At 44.5% G+C, this 19,716-nt stretch carries 20 protein-coding genes; all 20 read left to right on the plus strand.

Annotation, left to right across the window (positions count from 1 at the left end; all coding sequences use genetic code 11):
• Nucleotides 1–146: 146 nt before the first annotated feature.
• The 20 genes from ACH59B_RS10445 (at nucleotide 147) to ACH59B_RS10540 (ending at nucleotide 19,693) form a co-directional block, all read left to right on the plus strand.
• The gene (locus ACH59B_RS10445; protein WP_013370747.1) at nucleotides 147–920 is read left to right on the plus strand and encodes a DUF3388 domain-containing protein; all 774 of its coding nucleotides are present in this window, start codon (nucleotides 147–149) and stop codon (nucleotides 918–920) included.
• A gap of 30 nt (nucleotides 921–950) precedes the next feature.
• Nucleotides 951–2,045: a helix-turn-helix domain-containing protein gene (locus ACH59B_RS10450; protein WP_404303676.1), complete on the plus strand. Its 1,095-nt coding sequence runs from the start codon at nucleotides 951–953 to the stop codon at nucleotides 2,043–2,045.
• 84 nt (nucleotides 2,046–2,129) lie between these two features.
• Nucleotides 2,130–2,294 (plus strand): hypothetical protein, encoded by a 165-nt coding sequence (locus ACH59B_RS10455; RefSeq protein ID WP_013370749.1) that lies wholly within the window; start codon nucleotides 2,130–2,132, stop codon nucleotides 2,292–2,294.
• A gap of 145 nt (nucleotides 2,295–2,439) precedes the next feature.
• Nucleotides 2,440–2,931 (plus strand): YajQ family cyclic di-GMP-binding protein, encoded by a 492-nt coding sequence (locus ACH59B_RS10460; RefSeq protein ID WP_013370750.1) that lies wholly within the window; start codon nucleotides 2,440–2,442, stop codon nucleotides 2,929–2,931.
• Nucleotides 2,932–3,140: 209 nt separating this feature from the next.
• Nucleotides 3,141–3,728 (plus strand): CDP-diacylglycerol--glycerol-3-phosphate 3-phosphatidyltransferase, encoded by a 588-nt coding sequence (pgsA, locus tag ACH59B_RS10465; protein WP_016821003.1) that lies wholly within the window; start codon nucleotides 3,141–3,143, stop codon nucleotides 3,726–3,728.
• Nucleotides 3,729–3,823: 95 nt separating this feature from the next.
• Complete coding sequence (locus tag ACH59B_RS10470; RefSeq protein WP_164965502.1) at nucleotides 3,824–5,092, plus strand: competence/damage-inducible protein A; 1,269 nt, start codon at nucleotides 3,824–3,826, stop codon at nucleotides 5,090–5,092.
• 225 nt (nucleotides 5,093–5,317) lie between these two features.
• Entirely contained in the window at nucleotides 5,318–6,379 is a 1,062-nt protein-coding gene (gene recA / locus ACH59B_RS10475) for a recombinase RecA (RefSeq protein WP_025364668.1), read from the plus strand.
• Nucleotides 6,380–6,589: 210 nt separating this feature from the next.
• Entirely contained in the window at nucleotides 6,590–7,315 is a 726-nt protein-coding gene (locus ACH59B_RS10480) for a regulatory protein RecX (protein ID WP_404303679.1), read from the plus strand.
• A 385-nt stretch (nucleotides 7,316–7,700) separates the two neighbouring features.
• Nucleotides 7,701–9,245: a ribonuclease Y gene (rny, locus tag ACH59B_RS10485; protein ID WP_013309958.1), complete on the plus strand. Its 1,545-nt coding sequence runs from the start codon at nucleotides 7,701–7,703 to the stop codon at nucleotides 9,243–9,245.
• A 76-nt stretch (nucleotides 9,246–9,321) separates the two neighbouring features.
• Nucleotides 9,322–10,116, plus strand: a complete 795-nt coding sequence (locus ACH59B_RS10490) for a TIGR00282 family metallophosphoesterase (protein WP_025364670.1) — start codon at nucleotides 9,322–9,324, stop codon at nucleotides 10,114–10,116.
• A gap of 129 nt (nucleotides 10,117–10,245) precedes the next feature.
• Complete coding sequence (locus tag ACH59B_RS10495; RefSeq protein WP_007430104.1) at nucleotides 10,246–10,506, plus strand: stage V sporulation protein S; 261 nt, start codon at nucleotides 10,246–10,248, stop codon at nucleotides 10,504–10,506.
• A 117-nt stretch (nucleotides 10,507–10,623) separates the two neighbouring features.
• Nucleotides 10,624–11,691, plus strand: a complete 1,068-nt coding sequence (locus ACH59B_RS10500) for a dipeptidase (RefSeq protein WP_404303682.1) — start codon at nucleotides 10,624–10,626, stop codon at nucleotides 11,689–11,691.
• A gap of 187 nt (nucleotides 11,692–11,878) precedes the next feature.
• Nucleotides 11,879–12,964, plus strand: a complete 1,086-nt coding sequence (locus ACH59B_RS10505) for a low temperature requirement protein A (RefSeq protein WP_102997906.1) — start codon at nucleotides 11,879–11,881, stop codon at nucleotides 12,962–12,964.
• 144 nt (nucleotides 12,965–13,108) lie between these two features.
• Nucleotides 13,109–13,681 (plus strand): phosphate propanoyltransferase, encoded by a 573-nt coding sequence (gene pduL, locus ACH59B_RS10510; protein ID WP_016821010.1) that lies wholly within the window; start codon nucleotides 13,109–13,111, stop codon nucleotides 13,679–13,681.
• A gap of 299 nt (nucleotides 13,682–13,980) precedes the next feature.
• On the plus strand, nucleotides 13,981–15,534 hold the full coding sequence (gene miaB, locus ACH59B_RS10515) for a tRNA (N6-isopentenyl adenosine(37)-C2)-methylthiotransferase MiaB (RefSeq protein ID WP_102997907.1): 1,554 nt from the start codon (nucleotides 13,981–13,983) through the stop codon (nucleotides 15,532–15,534).
• A gap of 83 nt (nucleotides 15,535–15,617) precedes the next feature.
• The gene (locus ACH59B_RS10520) at nucleotides 15,618–16,070 is read left to right on the plus strand and encodes a RicAFT regulatory complex protein RicA family protein (RefSeq protein ID WP_016821012.1); all 453 of its coding nucleotides are present in this window, start codon (nucleotides 15,618–15,620) and stop codon (nucleotides 16,068–16,070) included.
• A gap of 122 nt (nucleotides 16,071–16,192) precedes the next feature.
• Nucleotides 16,193–16,615, plus strand: coding sequence for a PaaI family thioesterase (locus ACH59B_RS10525; RefSeq protein WP_016821013.1), 423 nt, complete (start codon nucleotides 16,193–16,195; stop codon nucleotides 16,613–16,615).
• A 65-nt stretch (nucleotides 16,616–16,680) separates the two neighbouring features.
• The gene (locus ACH59B_RS10530; protein WP_013370763.1) at nucleotides 16,681–17,469 is read left to right on the plus strand and encodes an NUDIX domain-containing protein; all 789 of its coding nucleotides are present in this window, start codon (nucleotides 16,681–16,683) and stop codon (nucleotides 17,467–17,469) included.
• A 67-nt stretch (nucleotides 17,470–17,536) separates the two neighbouring features.
• Nucleotides 17,537–18,103 carry a cysteine hydrolase family protein gene (locus ACH59B_RS10535; RefSeq protein WP_017427958.1) on the plus strand — a complete coding sequence of 189 codons (567 nt, stop codon included), beginning with the start codon at nucleotides 17,537–17,539 and terminating at the stop codon, nucleotides 18,101–18,103.
• Between the two features lie 126 nt (nucleotides 18,104–18,229).
• Nucleotides 18,230–19,693: a nicotinate phosphoribosyltransferase gene (locus tag ACH59B_RS10540; RefSeq protein WP_113050526.1), complete on the plus strand. Its 1,464-nt coding sequence runs from the start codon at nucleotides 18,230–18,232 to the stop codon at nucleotides 19,691–19,693.
• Nucleotides 19,694–19,716: the final 23 nt, after the last annotated feature.

Here is a 19,716-nt window from a genome sequence, read left to right on the forward strand (position 1 = left end):
ATATATCATAAACGTGATTGAGGCTTACAACACACTGTAGCCTATCGAATTTCAATAATTGGGTTTTGTCGAATGATGCTATCTTATGATACAATAAGGCTTTGATTTGGCATTGTTGACGGTTTGAATGTGAATGAGGTGCTAACGTGACGGAAGAGACAAAACAGTGGTACATGGAATACAAGATACATAAAAATCGACCCGGACTGCTGGGGGACATTGCTTCCATGCTTGGTATTCTGGGGGTTAATATACTGACGATTAACGGTGTTGAAGGCGAAAGACGGGGGATGCTTCTCGAAACAGACGATGACGAGAAAATACGCATTCTCGGAGATACGTTGAAAAAAGCCAGCAACATTACAGTCACGGCCTTACGTGCTCCGAGACTGGTCGATATATTGGCAGTAAGACACGGCCGTTACATCGATCGGGATTCGGATGATCGTAAAACTTTCCGTTTTACACGTGATGAGCTTGGGTTGCTGGTCGATTTTTTGGGTGAAGTATTAAAGAGGGATGGCAATCAGGTAATCGGTCTTCGCGGAATGCCGCGTGTTGGTAAAACGGAATCCATTATTGCCAGTAGTGTATGTGCAATGAAGCGTTGGACTTTTGTGTCGTCGACGTTATTACGACAGACGGTACGCAGTCAGCTTTCTGAGGAAGAAATGAATCCCAACAATGTGTTTATTATTGACGGCATTGTGAGTACCATTCGATCCAATGAAAGACATTATCACCTGCTTCAGGAAATTATGAGCATGCCAAGTACCAAAGTGATTGAGCATCCTGATGTATTTGTGCGTGAATCGGGATACAGCTTTGACGATTTCAATATCATTATTGAACTTCGCAATAATCCGGCTGAGGAAATTATTTATGATACCTTTACAGCCAGTTATACAGAAGATCTTTAAATAAGTGTAATTACACAAGGAGATGATGACATGTCAGAACTGGGTCAGCAATTAAAGGAGGCCCGGCTGCAAAAAGGATTGAGCCTTGACGATGTTCAGGAAATGACGAAGATACGCAAACGTTATCTGGAAGCCATTGAGACGGGCGATTACAAAGTGCTGCCGGGAAGCTTTTATGTCAGAGCTTTTATTAAAACATACGCCGAAACGGTTGGGTTGAATCCCGATGAGCTTCTGGAAGGGCACCAAAGCAATGTGCCTGAACCTGAACCGGAAGCAGTCATGGAGCCTGTTACACAAAAACGCTCCAGCCGTCCCGCGACGATCGGCAATCTTAAATGGTTGCCTACAGCGTTAATGTGGCTTTTTCTAGTTCTCATTGTTGGGGTTATTTATGCTTATTGGGTGAGTAACAACCATTCCACTCCAAAAACAGCAGAAAATACAACGCCGATTACAACACCAAGTACACCAAGTACAACACCTAACACAACGCCAAGTACGACACCAAACACGTCTACTCCAAATACAACTACGACACCGAATAATGGTCAGACAACGGCACCAAATGGTGCTGGCGGGCAGACCCCTGATACGGGAAAAACCGGGGAAACCCAGCCAAGTGGTACGGGAACTACAGATGCGACTACTCCAAATCCTGGTCAGCAGCCGGATACGACTACGCCAGCGCAGGGAGTAACTGTGGCTCAGGATGGTAAGCAAGGCAAGACGACGATCTTCAAAGTCTCCAGTGCAACGGGGGCCACGGTCAAGGTTGATATTAAAGCAACGGGCGAAAGCTGGCTTGAGGTGTACAAGGGACAAAATTCCCGTGGAGAAAAGCTGAGCTATGGTATGACTAAAAGTGGAGATGCCATGTCTTTCGATATCGGTCCAGAAGGCTTATATATCAAATCAGGACGGTCTTCTGCCACGGATATTTCCGTCGCCGGCCAACCGATAACCGATAATAAATCGACGACTCGGGTGTTGATACAGCAAGGGGAAGCTTCTTCCACTGGAGCGAGTACTGGGGTGACGGGTTCAACGGATACGACGACAAATGGTAGTACGGATACTCCACAAAGTGGGACAGATTCTAGTACAACTACTGATGGTGAATAAACGCCTTGTTGCGGGGAAATACTAATGACTGTAATTCTTGGAAAGTCAGTCATTTCATTTTCCGCAAAGTGAGGTGTATACGTTATGACCGTCAGCTGGATTGTGACTGGGCTCGGGATTATTGTCAGTTTACTGGGCTATTATCTAACACCGAATGCATGGGGCTATGGCATATTAGGCTTTGGTCTTGCTCACATTGTGCTTGGAATTTTGGATATGTTTAGAAATCCAACACGAAGTCACTATTAGAAAAGTTAAACTGCAATTGTAAATAAAGGCGTTTTTGTCGGGGAACTGGCAAGAACGCCTTTTTAGTGAACGGATTATTGGATTTTTGTAAATGACTAGCCTATAATTAGATATTGAACTTTGTTGTGGAAAGGAAAGTGAAACGATGGCTTCAGAAAATTCATTTGATATCGTCTCCAAAATGGATATGCAGGAGTTAACAAATGCGGTTCATCAGACGGAGCGTGAAATTGAAACGAGATTTGATTTCAAGGGGAGCAAAAGTAGCCTCAAGCTTGAGAAAGATGCTCTTACGATTGCATCGGAAGATGAATACAAGCTGAATGCGGTGATTGATATTTTGCAATCTAAAATGGTCAAACGAGGTCTATCCCTTAAAAATGTGGAATTTGGAAAATTGGAACCAGCCTCTTTAGGTTCAGTGCGTCAGCGTCTTTCTCTTAAGCAGGGAATTGATCAGGATAACGCCAAAAAAATTAATATCCTTATTCGGGATTCCAAGCTAAAAGTGAAAAGTCAGATTCAAGGTGATCAAATTCGAGTAACTGGAAAAAACAGGGATGACCTACAGGCCATTATTCAATTGCTGCGGAAAGCTGATCTGCCGTTGGAGCTTCAATTTACAAACATGAAATAAGCCGTTTTCTCTCATAGATTTTGTAGGACTAAACGTTGCTTGATGTGCAGCAGGTTATTTTGACATGCGTTTTGCGCCATATTATACTTGTAACGAAAATGCAGACATTAAGGTGTATAACGCTCGTCGAAAGCGATTTTACATAGGATTGATTTCAATCCGAAAGCTGCCATTTGTAATCAAGTACGATAATCAGGGGAGAGTGTGTTGTGAATTTACCCAACAGAATTACAATAACGCGGATTTGCCTTATCCCGGTGATGATGCTGGCTTTGCTGGTGGATTTTGATTTTTATCCGCCACCGATTGAGATCGGTGCTTTCAAGCTGCCGTATAATCAGCTGATTGCGGCTATTATTTTCCTTGTAGCAGCCAGCACAGACGGCCTTGACGGATATTTGGCTCGTAAAAATAATATGGTCACCAATTTGGGCAAGCTGTTGGACCCCCTTGCTGATAAGCTGTTGGTAACTGCTATTTTGGTTTCTTTGGTAGAAATGGGAAAAATTGATTCATGGGTTGTCGTTGTGATTGTCAGTCGTGAGTTTGCGGTTACGGGTCTAAGACAGATCGCTTTATTGGATGGCTCTGTGGTTGCTGCAAGCAATTGGGGGAAATTAAAGACGATCATCCAGATCGTTGCTATTGTAGCACTGCTCATTAATAATTTCCCGTTTGTTTTTCTGGGTATTCCGTTTGATTTAATAGCGATATGGGCAGCTGTGTTAATCACCATTTATTCGGGTATTGATTACTTTGTAAAGAATATCCATTTGCTGAGCTCCTCTAAAGTGTAACAGGATAAATCTTATGGAAACAGCAATAGGGACTTAACTTATTGCTGTTTCTTTACATAATTCCCACAATATATGCATCATAGGAGGACGAATTGATGAAAGCTGAAATCATTGCAGTAGGAACAGAGTTATTACTTGGACAAATAGTAAATACAAATGCCCAATATTTATCACAAGAGCTAGCTACAATCGGAATTGATGTATATTTTCAGACTGTAGTTGGCGATAACATGGATCGACTTCAGGAAGCGGTACGACTTGCTCAGAAGCGTGCGGATATTATTTTGTTTTCTGGTGGGCTGGGACCAACTCAGGACGATTTGACAAAAGATGCGATAGCGGCTGTATTGGGGCGGAAATTGCAGATAGATCGTCTTGCCATGGACAAGCTTGATCAGTTTTTCCGGAACCGCGGGGTCGAAATGACCGAGAATAACCGCCGGCAGGCGCTTTCTATTGAAGGAGCCACTCCGCTTGAAAATGAGACAGGTTTAGCTATAGGGGATGCAATTGCACAGGACGGTAAATTTTATGTGGTTTTGCCCGGACCGCCTAAGGAGCTTAAACCTATGTTTGCAAATCATGCCAAACCATGGTTGCTTCAGCAGGCATTGAGCGGTGAGGAGATGCCGATTTATTCGAAAATGCTAAAATTTGCAGGGATCGGTGAGTCAGCTCTTGAAACTCGCTTGCTAGATCTGATCCAATCCCAGACGGACCCCACGATTGCTCCTTATGCCAAGGAAGGGGAAGTTACGATCCGTATATCCACCAAGGCGGCCAGTGAGAGTGAAGCTTTAATTAAGCTGACTGCCACGGAAGTACAAATTCAACAACGTCTTTCCGAATATATGTATGCAAGTGAAGATGTTACGCTGGAGAAGGTGATTGTAGATTTAATGGCCAAACGCGGACTCACTGTGAGTGCGGCGGAAAGCTGTACAGGCGGTATGCTGATGGAACACATCACTTCTATACCTGGCAGTGCTGTTATGTTTCAAGGTGGAATCGTGTGTTATTCCAATGAAATGAAGATGAAATTGCTCAATGTGCCCTATGATTATTTGGAAGGCGACCATGCGCCAGGCGCAGTGAGTAAGGAAGTAGCCCTTGTGCTTGCAGAGCAGGCAAGAATGATTATGGACAGTGATTTCGGACTTTCCGTTACTGGTGTAGCTGGGCCCGGATATTCCGAGCGGAAGCCAGTCGGTCTGGTATATATTGGTATTGCTCAGCGTGACAAGGAAACGGAGGCATATGAGCTAAATTTAAGCGGTAACCGTGAGACCATCCGTTTGCGATCCGTCAAAGCTATCTTGTACAGATTGTGGCGTCGATTGGTAGAGAACGAGAAACTCTCTTAATTATCGATGAGTTGTTTTAGATAGATATTCATGATATAATCTTCTTATCGGAAGAACCGTTGCAAAGCTTTTTGCCAGCGGTTCTTTTTTCGTTTTATGAGAAAGGTTTAATTATAGAAGAGAGTTGTGGGAAATAAAAAAACGAATGTATGTTCGAAAAAATGCTTGGCAAGCGTGTCAAAACAAGGTATTATTAAAGTACAAACAATGAAGGATGTGAGTTTATTGTCAGATCGTCGTGCTGCGCTGGATATGGCGCTCCGTCAAATAGAAAAGCAATTTGGTAAAGGTTCCATTATGAAGTTGGGTGAGTCTACCCACATGCAAGTGGAAACAATCCCCAGTGGTTCGATTGCTTTGGATATTGCGTTAGGAACGGGCGGCTTTCCAAGAGGCCGGATTATTGAAGTATATGGACCGGAATCATCCGGTAAAACGACAGTAGCTCTTCATGCTATCGCAGAGGTGCAAAAAACAGGCGGACAAGCCGCCTTTATCGATGCCGAGCATGCGCTTGATCCGTCGTATGCGAGCAAGCTGGGTGTCAATATTGATGAGTTGTTACTATCGCAACCAGATACAGGTGAGCAGGCATTGGAGATTGCCGAAGCTCTTGTGCGTAGTGGGGCAGTGGATATTATCGTCATAGACTCTGTAGCGGCACTTGTACCGAAGGCAGAGATTGAAGGCGAAATGGGAGATTCCCATGTCGGTCTTCAAGCGCGTTTGATGTCACAGGCATTACGTAAGCTGTCTGGAGCCATTAATAAATCGAAAACCATTGCTATTTTTATCAACCAGCTCCGTGAAAAAGTAGGTGTTATGTTCGGTAACCCTGAAACTACACCAGGTGGACGTGCTTTGAAGTTTTACTCTACGGTACGTTTGGATGTTCGTCGTATCGAAAGCTTGAAAATGGGTAACGACATCGTGGGTAACCGCACACGTATTAAAGTCGTGAAGAACAAAGTTGCGCCTCCTTTCCGTCAGGCCGAAGTGGATATTATGTACGGTGAGGGTATTTCCAAAGAAGGAAGCTTGATTGACATCGGTACGGAGCATGACATTGTCGACAAGAGCGGAGCTTGGTATTCCTACGAAGGCGAGCGCCTTGGTCAGGGACGTGAGAATGCAAAGCAATTTTTGAAGGAAAATCCGAACATTGCTAGTACGATCGAGCAAAAAATCCGGGTGGCCAGTAATTTGATTACAACAATTGCTCCACCGACAGAAGAAGAGTTAGCGCAGGAGGCCAAGGAAGAACAGGAATTGCTGGAGCTTGAATAAGCTTGCCTGAGACTTCGCTTTTGATCTGTCATGTGAACTGTAGCCTAGGGATTATGGTACAGTCCGTTTGAATAGCATAATTCTGATGCCCTGCACAGTTGTGCAGGGCATTTTTGCATCAAATAAAGTCTGCTTTGTCAGCAGAATCTAACTTTTGCGTAGCAGGTGATCATAGGCTGCTTTCGTGAATTTCAAAGTGAGGGAAACATAGTGCAGTTGGACGATAAAGATGAATACACTTCGGAAGAAGATAAACAGCAAGGGATTTCTCTTTTTCCAGATCATGAGGAATTGATGATTACTAGAGTGGAGCAGGGGCAGAGACGCAACCGTGGAAGATACATCATTCATTTTGGTCCATATTCACTGTCTGTATTGGAAGATGTAATGATCAAGTACAACATGTTCAAAGGAACGTCATTCGTCAAAAAAGAACTAGAAGATATCGTTCTGGCAGATGAAAAACAACAGGCTTATGTACATGCGCTGCGCTATTTGGGGCAAAAGCCTCGTACACGTCAGGAAATTGCCCAGCGTTTAGCGCAAAAGGAAGTGGATCAGACTGTTATTGATGAGATATTGGTGCGATTGCAACGGGAGAAGCTTGTAGATGATGATTTATACGCCCGTCAGTGGGCAAGACAGCGTATAACAAGCCAACGTAAGGGTAAGATGTGGATCAGACAAGAACTTCGTCAGAAGGGCATCTCTAAAGCCTCTATCGGGGAAGCATTAGGTGAGATCACTGACAATGAGGAGTGGGAGAGTGCATTGTCGATTGGACGTAAGAAATGGAATCAGGTACGTGGTGATATAGTGGATAAAAAAAGGAAAACATTTCCGTTTCTTATGAGACGCGGATATTCGGGGGATATGACACGCCGCGTGGTCAATCATCTCAGTGCGGCTGAGCAAGACGAAGCTTTCGATGACTAGGAATTACTGCATTGGGAGGAATAAGTTGCAAAACGGTAGCTGAACTTCTGGCTAGATGAGCTGATTATGATATGGACAGCTGCACGGTAGTCTACTAATGTTTGCATTCCCTTGACAATGCCATTTGTCAAATAATAAAATATATATGAAACGATATTTGTGGAGTGCCCTTTTTCCTTCCAAAAAAGCGGAATCCACGGTAAAGTTCTCATCGCCAAATAACAAGTGATGCCGCTATGCCAGGCGGAATTGTACGTGTGAAAGCATGTGCATATGAAATGAAGCGACCTTGAGTCGTTATCTTAGTTTGACGATCAAAGTAAATGTGACAATTTCAAAAAGTCCCAAGGAATGCCTTGGAGGAACCAACGGGGAGGTGAACAGTATGATGACTGCGATCTGGTTCGTTCTCGTTGCTGTAGCCGCGTTATTCTTTGGGTTCGGGATTGGTTATTTTATTCGCAAATCTATTGCAGAAGCTAAGATCTCCAGTGCGGAAGAAGCTGCCGCGCAAATCGTGGAGAACGCGAAAAAAGAGGCAGAAGCGCTGAAGAAGGAAACGGTATTGGAAGCGAAAGATGAAATTCATCGCATCCGTGCCGAAGCTGAAAAAGAAACTCGTGAACGTCGCAATGAAATTCAACGACAGGAACGAAGATTGCTGCAAAAAGAAGAATCGCTGGATAAAAAATTGGAATCGCTGGAACGCAAAGAAGAACAAGTGGCCAACAAAGAGAAACGAATCGATGAAACCCAGCAGCAAATTGATTTGATTTACAAGAGCCAGGTAACTGAGTTGGAGCGTATTTCTAATCTTACGATGGAGGATGCAAGAAGTATTATTCTGACCAACGTAGAGCAGGAAGTTCGTCATGAAACAGCTCAGATGATTAAGGAAATTGAACAGCAGGCCAAAGAAGAAGCGGACAAAAAGTCCCGTGAAATCATCACACTGGCCATCCAACGCTGTGCGGCAGATCATGTAGCAGAAACGACGGTTTCTGTTGTGACATTGCCGAACGAAGAAATGAAAGGCCGGATTATCGGACGCGAAGGCCGTAACATTCGTGCACTTGAAACCCTTACTGGAATCGACCTCATTATTGATGATACGCCGGAAGCTGTTATATTGTCCGGATTTGATCCGATTCGTAGAGAGATTGCGCGTACTGCTCTTGAGAAGCTCGTAGCGGACGGACGGATACATCCGGCTCGTATTGAAGAGATGGTGGAAAAATCCCGTAAAGAGGTGGACGAACGAATCCGTGAGTATGGTGAACAGGCTACCTTTGAAGTGGGTGTGCATAGCTTGCATCCGGATTTGATCAAGATCTTGGGACGTCTTAAGTTCCGTACGAGTTACGGACAGAACGTATTGAAGCACTCGATGGAAGTTGCATACTTGACAGGTCTGATGGCCGGGGAACTGGGCGAGGACGTTGTACTGGCAAGACGGGCAGGCTTGCTACATGACATCGGGAAGGCGCTGGATCATGAAGTGGAAGGATCACACGTTGAAATTGGCGTGGAACTGGCGAAGAAGTACAAGGAACACCCGGTCGTTATCAACAGCATTGCTTCACATCACGGCGACTGCGAAGCGACTTCAGTGATCGCCATGCTGGTTGGGGCGGCAGATGCTCTGTCAGCAGCAAGACCGGGAGCGCGGCGTGAAACGCTAGAGACGTACATCCGTCGTCTTGAGAAGCTCGAACGCATCTCCGAATCTTTTGAAGGCGTTGAGAAATCATACGCAATTCAAGCCGGACGCGAAGTTCGTGTCATGGTGCAGCCAGAGAAAATTGATGATGCGGAAGCATTCCGACTGGCCCGCGATATTACGAAAACGATTGAGAATGAACTGGATTATCCAGGGCATATTAAGGTTACCGTTATTCGCGAGACCCGTGCGGTAGAATACGCAAAATAAAAGCATTTCAATGAAAAGTGGCCGCTGCTTGTAGGGCCACTTTTCATTATGTAAGGCAGACTAGGGAGGGTTTTCTATCAACGTATTATTTATTGGAGACATCGTCGGCAGTGTAGGCAGAAAGGCACTGAGGGAGAATCTCCCTTCGCTAAAATCAAAATACAACCCGCATGTTATTATTGTGAACGGAGAAAATGCAGCTTCGGGAAGAGGAATTACTCAAGCCATCGCTAGAGAGTTTTTTGATTGGGGCGTTCATGGGATTACGATGGGCAATCATACATGGGACAATAAGGAAATATTTGATTTTATAGATGATGAGCCGCGGATCATCCGTCCGGCTAACTTTCCGCCAGGGACACCAGGTCGGGGTTACACTGTTGTAAAAGGTGGAGGTAAGGAACTAGCCATTGTTAACCTGCAAGGTAGAACCTTTTTGCCAGCTATTGACTGTCCATTTCGGGCAGCAGATGAAATTGTAGACGAGCTGCGCAAAAAACATAAACATATTCTAGTAGATTTTCACGCTGAAGCCACTTCCGAAAAAATTGCCATGGGCTGGCACCTGGATGGACGTGCATCAATCGTGGTAGGAACACATACACACGTACAAAGTAATGACGATACGATTTTGCCACAAGGAACTGCGTATCAGACAGATGCGGGAATGGTAGGTCCTTATGAGGGCGTGCTTGGTATGCAGAAAGAGGCTGTATTACAGAAATTTCAGACCCAGCTTCCGGTACGCTTTCAAGTGGACATGGGCAAATGGCACTTTCATGCCATCAGCGTAGAGCTCAATGATGACGATGGGAAAGCCCGGAAAATTCAGAAAATCAGGCTTAAAGAAGACGAATGGCGGATGGATTAACTTTGTTGTGAGCTACTTAAGGAAAGAATAAGGAAAACTGTCACCAAAAAGCAGGAATTTTTTGCTGACCCTCGAATAACATCTAATAGTGGAATCAAACCATCATCATTCCCAGGGGAGGTACTTACTATGGATGTATTAAAAGTATCAGCAAAATCCAATCCCAATTCAGTTGCAGGCGCACTCGCAGGAGTACTGCGTGAACGCGGAAATGCAGAATTACAGGCGATTGGAGCGGGTGCACTAAACCAAGCCATTAAAGCGGTAGCCATTGCCCGGGGATTTGTCGCACCAAGCGGAGTGGATTTGATTTGTATTCCTGCTTTTACAGACATTGTTATTGATGGAGAAGATCGGACTGCGATCAAATTGATTGTAGAGCCAAGATAATAAATGGAAGTTGCCTGAGCCTGTTTACGTTTTGTAAACGGGCTTTTTTGCTTTGTGGTTAGCTCCTATGGTTTTCAAAATAAATTTGTGGGCTTTAATCCAATGGGGGTATAGTGCATGAATGATAAGTTTGAAGCGAATTGGCCAGTTGTTGATCTTCACTGCGACGTGTTATGTAAAATGCAACTCGATTCGCAGGTAGATTTCAGTCATTCATCGCTTGATGTCACAAAAGAGCGTTTGCTAGAAGGCAACGTAAAGTTGCAAACGTTCGCTATATATATATCACAGGTATTGGGTACGCCAAAATTTGAGCATGTGGTTCGTCAAATTGAACTGTTCAGGCAGCATGTGACTTCTACCTCAGGCGGGTTAAAACCTTTGCTATGGAGAGAGGAATTGGCAGCACTTAAAAATATGTCCGCTGCACGTCAAATGGAGCAAGTACACCAGACAGACGTAGAGAAGCAAGCTGGAAAGATAACGAATTGGGATGGTAATGGAACGAATCATACAGAGTCACCTTGGGCGTTACTCTCACTCGAAGGGGTAGATGCGCTGGAAGGAAATCCGTTTTATGCGGATGTGTGCTATGCATTGGGAATACGGTTGATCGGGCTGACGTGGAATTATGCAAATTGGGCGGCTGACGGCATTATGGAGCTTAGAGGTGGCGGTCTAACCCGCAAGGGACGTGATTTGGTCAATCGCTGTAATAGTCTGGGACTGCTGCTAGATGTATCACACTTGTCCTTACAAGGCTTTTGGGAAGTGATGGAGGAGGCGGCCTTACCGCCCATCGCTTCGCATTCGAACGCCTTTGCGAGATGTGCTCATCCCCGTAACTTGCGGGACGAACAGATTCGGGCGCTGATCGCCCGCAACGGACGAATTGGGTTGACCTTTGTCACGATGTTTCTGAAAGAGCAGGGTACAGTACACGCTGAGGATCTGTTACCGCACATTGAGCACATTTGTTCATTGGGTGGCGAAAGACATTTGATGTTTGGCTCTGATTTTGACGGTATCGAGGCCCATGTGAGAGGACTGGAGCACGCGGGGAAATATCCGGCTTTTGCAGAACTACTGCTGAAACATTACTCTGAGGAGCTGGTCAAGGGATGGCTTGGAGAACATGCACTGGACTATTTAAGAACAAATCTGCCATCTAAAATGTTGTCCTAAATAGCTTAATATCGCAGTTGTTTTCGGCTGAGCATTTTCTTGACAAAGCGAGAACGATTACGAAATAATTGGAGCATCCGAGGATTGCATGGTGCTAAAATAACGCTTTCCGAAATTGGGCATACGTAGAAGCGAGCCTGAAAGCACCATGCTATACCGCCATACTAGAGGGGAGCTCCGTTACATAATGCTGATAAAAAAGGTTACCTGGCTTGAACTCTTTTATGATTTATTGTTTGTAGCAGCTGTCTCCAAGGCGACTCATGTTTTACTACATGTTGAGCATGGTAGTGTTGGTTGGCATAATTTAGAGAAGTTTATTTTGATTTTTATTCCGATCTGGTGGGCATGGGTGGGGCAAACAGTCTATAACAATCGTTTTGGTCAAGACAGTATAATGCATCGAATTTTTATGATTTTGCAATTATTTTTTGTGTTAATCATGACTGCTAGTCTTAATATAGATTTTGATGCGTATTATGTATCTTTTTTTGTTGGCTATATTGGCTTAAGAGGTTTGACTGTCATTCAATATTTGCTTTTGGCCCCCAAGGAAACGGCTCATAAACAGGAAACAGCTCGTTTTTTTGGAACCTATCTTTGGGTTGGGATCGTTATCTCTAGCTTCTCCCTTTTCTTCGACTCGTGGGTTCGATATTTGATTTTGTATACTGGCATTGCTGTTGATATCCTCGTTCCATTAATCGGTCGTAAAAAATTGGTGATCACACCTATCCATACAGAGCATCTTTTGGAGCGTTTTGCACAGTTCACCTTAATCCTGCTTGGAGAATCAGTGATAAGTATACTTTCTGTTTTACAATCCGATCATTTCACGATCTCTTCCATTGTATTTGCTGCTTTGACATTTGTATTGGTCATCGCAATCTGGTGGCAATATTTTGAGAATATAGAGAAGCGCGTAGACAAATCCAAACAAACAGCAGGACAGACTATTATCTATGGTCATTTGTTTATTTATCTTTCTCTTAGCATGCTTGCGGCTTCCATACAGCTCTTGTTTTTAGGGCAAGCAGCCAATACTTTTGTGCTTTGCTTTACTTTTGCTTCTGTTTTTATTTATTTTTTGTCAGTTTTGCTGGTATTCCATCAGTACAGATTGAGTCATCTTAAACCTCGTCTCAGAGTCATTCTTTTCTTAACTGGAATCCTCTGTGCGCTGTTTATTCTGAATATATTTATTGTAGTTCCTCATCTCATCGTAGCTGAGATCATGCTTTTCTTTCTTCTGTTTGCAAAAATGACGGTTTGATCCCAGTTTTATATGGACGATATGTATGGCTGGTTAGGGCGAAAAAGGGAACTTTATGCGCTATCCTTTTCTTTATTGTCGAAATAGGAGTATAATAGCATAGATGTGTAAAGTATTGTATAGAGAAAAAGGAGTGACCACACGATGACTAAAATCGTACCTGTCGGCGTTTCCGCCCGTCATATTCACCTGACTCAAGAGCATATTGAAATCTTGTTCGGAGCAGGCTATCAATTGACTGAATTTAAACCTTTGTCCCAACCAGGACAATTTGCCGCAAATGAAACGGTAGCTGTAATTGGTCCTAAAGGCCAATTTGATAAGGTTCGCATTTTGGGACCAGCTCGTCCAGCTTCCCAACTGGAAATCTCTCGCACAGATTCCTTTGCTATTGGTGTAAAGGCACCTGTACGCGAATCCGGTAGCATTGATGGTACACCAGGAATTACAGTGAAAGGACCAGCCGGAGAAGTGGAACTGCAAGAAGGCGTTATCGTAGCAGCCCGCCATATCCATTTCCATACATCCGATGCAGCTAAATGGGACATTAAGGACAAGCAGTTGCTGAAAGTACGTGTTGGCGGCGAACGTGGCCTTGTATTTGAAAATGTTCTTGCACGTGTGTCCGATTCTTTTGCTTTGGATATGCATATTGACACGGATGAAGCGAACGGAGCCGGTGTGAAAAACGGTGACACTGCTGAAATCGTAGACTAATACACGTATTGAATACACAAGTTGTAAAAGTCCGATTCTTGCAAAAGAGTCGGGCTTTTTTTATATGCTATAAATACACCAATGCTCACCTATATACATAAAAAACTTTGTGCATCACACTGCATCTGATTCGTATCCGGGGATGATCTATGGCTATGACCTATAAATCATGCTATAATTTAGTGTAATGCCTTTTTCAAAGGTTTTTTTGGAGCATAAAATAAAATAACCAACTGCCTAAAGATACAGTAAATCACAAATTAGCTCGTGAAATAGATGGTGTAAGGAGTGACCAGCGAATGGCTAAGGAAACAAAAGATTACTCCAAATATTTTGATTTCTCGGATGCGAAGATTATTTCTGAAGATGAGCATAGCAAAAAGATTCGTATTCGCGGACGTGAAATCAACATTATGGCGGAGCCGAACCATAGAAAAGAAAAGCAGCGTGGTAAAGAGGACGTACAGGTATTGTATGATAACGCAGTCCCGGATGAGCTAAAGCATATCGGTGAGGGCAAGCATTATATTGTATATACATTCGGTTGCCAGATGAATGAACATGATTCCGAAACTATCAAAGGTTTGCTGGAGCAAATGGGCTACCAGGCAACCGAGGATCGGAAGGAAGCAGACATCATTTTACTGAACACCTGCGCTATCCGTGAAAATGCGGAAGATAAAGTGTTTGGTGAGCTGGGTCACCTCAAGCATCTCAAAACAGAAAAGCCAGGACTTTTGCTCGGAGTGTGTGGCTGCATGTCGCAGGAAGAGAATGTCGTGAACCGCATTATGCAAAAACATGGTTTTGTCGATATGATCTTTGGTACCCATAATATTCACCGTTTGCCTCAGCTCGTTAAGGAAGCACTCTTTAGCAAAGAAATGGTAGTCGAAGTGTGGTCCAAGGAGGGCGACATTATCGAAAACCTGCCGAAGAAGCGCGAGGGTATGCGGGCTTGGGTAAACATCATGTACGGCTGTGATAAGTTTTGCACCTATTGTATCGTTCCCTTCACACGTGGTAAGGAAAGAAGTCGCCGACCAGAGGATGTTATTGCTGAGGTACGGGATTTGGCCCGTCAAGGATTTAAAGAGATTACCTTGTTGGGTCAGAATGTCAATGCCTATGGCAAGGATTTGAAGGATATGAATTACAGATTCGGAGATCTGATGGATGATATGCGCAAAATCAATATTCCGCGTGTACGTTTTACGACCTCTCATCCGCGTGACTTTGACGACCATTTGGTTGAAGTCCTTGGTAAGGGTGGCAATCTGGTGGAGCATATTCATTTGCCTGTACAATCCGGTAATACGGATATATTGAAGAAAATGAACCGAAAATATACTCGTGAGCGTGTTCTGGAACTGGCCGCGAAGATAAAAGCAGCTGTTCCGCATGTTTCTCTGACAACGGATATTATCGTCGGTTTCCCGGGTGAAACAGACGAACAGTTCGAAGATACTCTATCTTTGGTGCGTGAAGTGGGCTATGACTTTGCCTACACATTTATTTATTCACCACGTGAAGGCACACCAGCGGCTTCGATGGAAGATAATGTGCCTATGTCGGTAAAAAAAGAGCGTCTCCGGCGTCTGAACATTGCTGTGAATCAAAACAGCCTTCGCTTTAATAGTCGATTGCGTGGCGAAGTGGTGGAAGTGCTGGTGGAAGGCGAGAGCAAAAATGACAGCAACGTGCTTGCTGGTCGGACTCGTTCCAATAAGCTTGTTCATTTTGAAGGATCGAAGGACCTGATTGGTTCCTTTGTCCAAGTTAAAATTACAGAACCTATGACCTTCTACATTAAAGGTGACTTGGTTCAAACGCCAGTAGCGGTTAACGGATAAAAAGAATAGTCTAGCGGGCTGCATGCGGTTTGAATAAAAGGCTGCGTGCAAGACCATCTAAGTGAGAAAAGGAGCGATGGACAATGACAGAGGAGCGGTTGCAACAAACAGAACTTCAATCGGCGGCGCGCCAGCATGATCATTTGGTCAATCGCGATATGATATTGGCAAAGGCCAAAGAGTTGGCGGGTATTCTGGGCAGCAGTGAGGAAGTACAGGTGTTCCGGAAAGCAGAAGAAAAGATTCAGGACCATGAGCGCATCCAGCAACTGATTGCAACGATGAAGAAGAAGCAAAAGGAAATTGTAGCATTTGAATCTTTAAAGAATCAAAAAATGATTGCTAAAATAGAGGCTGAACTTCAGGAGCTACAGGAAGAGCTTGACGGTATTCCAATTGTAACAGAGTTTCAGCAGAGCCAGGTGGAAATTAATGAGCTACTGCAAATGGTGATCACGGCCATCCGTGATACGGTTGCTGAAAAGGTGAACGTAGAAGAGGGGAAGGTCACTTCCTCCTCTAATTGCAGTGACTAGAATAAGATTTGTGGTGTGGAGGCTTAGCTTCCACGCCTTTTTTTCGGAAGCAATTAGTCATCGTATATGTTCATGGGACATCAAGAGAATTGCGACAGCATAGAAGGGATGGAAGAGAGGGAATGGATAAGTTGCGTAAGATGCTAGAGGGTGAAGATAATACCTTTTGGGAGTATTTAGGATGTGAGCTGATCACAGCTGACGCTAACGAGGCACATATCGCTTTGGAGGCCAAACAACATCATACCAATGTGATGGGGATTGTACATGGGGGGGTGCTCACTTCATTGATGGATCAGGCGATGGGGATGGTCAGTATGGCTTCAAGAAATATGGATCCATGTGTAACAACGAACCTGAATGTTCATTTCTTGTCAGCCATGGGACAAGGACGACTGGAGGTTAAAGCACGGATTATTCATCAGGGAGGCCGCACTATAACCACCGAGGCAGAAGTAAGGGATAGCGAAGGTACACTCGGTTGTACAGCTACAGCAACGTTCCGAGTGTTGCGTCAACAAGCAAGTGACTCAGGCAAGGCCTAACGCTTGACAAAAATTTTTATTATGTCATAATGAATTTATCAAAACGATATAATATGGTGATGCCAATGGATAGCAATCGTATAAACGAAGAGGCGCAGAAGGCGTCTTATAACATTAAGAAATACCGTACCCCGGATGGTGCTCCGGCGGATATCGTAATGTTTACTTTAACGAAGCGTGAGCGCAAGACGGTAACAAAGACATTGCCGATTCGTGAGCTGAAAGTGATGCTCATCAAGCGCCGGAGTTGGCCGTTTGCGGGACGCTGGGCGTTGCCTGGAGGGTTTTGTCAAGAAGATGAATCCATATATGGAGCGGCCAAGCGGGAACTGTTAGAGGAAACCGGTGTAGACGGCGGGCATCTGGAGTATTTGGGCGTATATAGTGGACCAGGCCGTGATCCGCGCGGTTGGATCATATCGCATGCTTTTTTTGCGTTGGTAGAGGAATGGATGCTAGAGCAGCGGCAAGCGGCTGATGATGCTTCTGAGGTCGGGTTATTTACGATCAGAGAAGCGTTGGAGGAGTTGGAGTTGGCGTTCGATCACCGGGATATCATAGTCGATGCTTATCGCAAGATTCAATTGCAGATGCTTCAGACAACGATAGCCAAGCAGTTTTTACCGCCACATTTTACACTGGGTGAATTGTATCAGGTGATTCAGAGCGTCGTACCGGATTTCGAAGAGCCGAATTTTATTCGCAAAATAACATCGACTCGTAGCAGACAGGGAATACTGGAAGAGGTTAGGGATGAGAATGGTAAACCGCTGAGTTCCAATCAATATTCACAAAGACCGGCCCAGTTGTATCGCTTTAGTGATAGAGTACCGCGTTTATCTATCTATACGTAACGTTTAATGGTATAGATTACGCATAGAGCGTACAATCTCACTTTGAGGATAAGGAGCTGACTGTACGATGAAAGCACTGATTGTTATTGATTACACGAAAGATTTTGTGGATGGTAGTCTGCCTGTGGGGCAACCCGCGATTGAGCTGGATGAACGGATCACAGCCATCACGCAGGCCTATGTAGAGCAAGGGGACTTTGTTGTCATGGCTGTTGATTTACATGAGGAGAATGACCCTTATCACCCGGAGAGTAAGCTGTTTCCTCCACATAATATACGTGGAACCGATGGACGACAATTGTATGGTAAGCTTCATAGCCTATATGAGCAACAAAGTGATCGTATCTACTGGTTGGATAAAACACGGTACAGTGCTTTTGCTGGTACAGATCTGGAACTCAGGTTGCGCGAACGCGGGATTCTGGAAGTACATCTGATTGGTGTGTGTACAGATATTTGTGTGCTGCATACGGCTGTAGATGCTTATAACAAAGGTTTTGCTATTACCGTATATAAGGACGCTGTGGCGAGCTTTAATCAGGCGGGACATGACTGGGCTTTGGGCCATTTTGAGGGAAGTCTTGGAGCCACGGTGTGGTCGGCTGAAGATACGCTTTTGCGCCAGAAGAAGTAAAATAACTGAATGATTGTGCACCAATGTCCGATAACAAAATGGAGTCGGATATTGCTGAATCTGGGCAGATAAGACGGTATGCCGTCACCAAGCCAGGGACCAGGGACAGTCAGAGAGGATGATACGATGAAGTCAACGAGCCTCGCATTACATACAGATAAATATCAGATTAATATGATGTACGCCCATTGGGTGAACGGAAGTCACCAACGTAAAGCTGTGTTCGAGGCGTATTTTCGTAAGCTCCCTTTCGGTAATGGATATGCCGTGTTCGCTGGTCTGGAACGCATTGTGAATTACATCTCAAATTTGCGGTTTACAGAAGAGGACATTCGCTATCTGTCAGAGCAGGAGGAAAAGTACGATCCCATGTTCATGGAGGCATTGCGCCAGTTTAAGTTTGGCGGAACGGTCCATTCGATGAAAGAAGGGGCGCTTGTTTTTCCAAATGAGCCTCTGGTCCGTGTTGAAGGAACAATTATGGAAACGCAGCTTGTCGAGACGGCGTTGTTGAATTTTATGAATTACCAGACACTCATTGCGACAAAAGCATCGCGTATCAAGCAGGTGGCCAGTGACGATACACTGCTCGAATTTGGCACACGGCGTGCGCAGGAGGCAGATGCAGCCATTTGGGGAGCGCGTGCTGCTTATGTTGCAGGTTTCGATGCGACTTCTAATATGCTCGCAGGCGAACATTTTGGGATTCCGACAAAAGGAACACATGCCCATTCATGGGTACAAACCTTTATGACGGAGCAAGAGGCGTTTGACGTGTATGCGAAGGTTTTGCCAGATCAGGTTACATTGCTGGTAGATACCTTTGACACGCTGGAGAGCGGTGTTCCTCATGCGATTCGGACAGCAAAGATGCTGGAGAGTCAAGGCAAGCGTATGAATGCCATCCGTTTGGATAGCGGTGATTTGGCTTATCTATCTATTCAGGCCCGGGAAATGCTGGATGCCGAAGGTTTGGATTACGTACAAATTGTTGCTTCCAACGATTTGGATGAAAATACGATTTTCAATCTAAAAGCCCAAGGTGCACGTATTGATGTATGGGGTGTAGGAACACAGCTGATTACGGCTTCAGATCAACCTTCATTAGGCGGAGTGTACAAGCTGGTTGAGCGGGAAGTAGACGGTGAAATGCTGCCGACGATTAAGATATCGGGTAACCCGGAAAAAGTATCTACACCAGGCAAAAAGGATGTATACCGCATTGTAGACAAGAAGAAAGGGAGAGCTGTAGCTGATTACATTTCTTTCCCGGATGAAGAACGTCCGCGTAATGGTAAGCGCCTGAAGCTGTTTAACCCTTTGCATCCATATATGAAGAAGTATGTTGAAAATTACGAAGCTGTACCGATGCTTGAACCTATTTTTTTAAATGGACAGAAGGTATACGAGCTTCCCGAACTGGATGAAATTCGTGCCTATCATGCTTCACAGTTGAAACTGTTTTGGCCAGAATATTTGCGGAAGCTGAATCCTGAAATTTATCGCGTAAATCTTAGCGAGAAGGTGTGGGAGCTAAAGCAAAAGCTGATTGATAGCTACATGCAGCCTGAAGTTGAAGAAAAAGAATAATGTGAAAAGGCACCTCATTCATA

It is taken from the genome of Paenibacillus sp. DP01, from assembly GCF_044784315.1.
GTDB classification, from domain to species: domain Bacteria; phylum Bacillota; class Bacilli; order Paenibacillales; family Paenibacillaceae; genus Paenibacillus; species Paenibacillus polymyxa.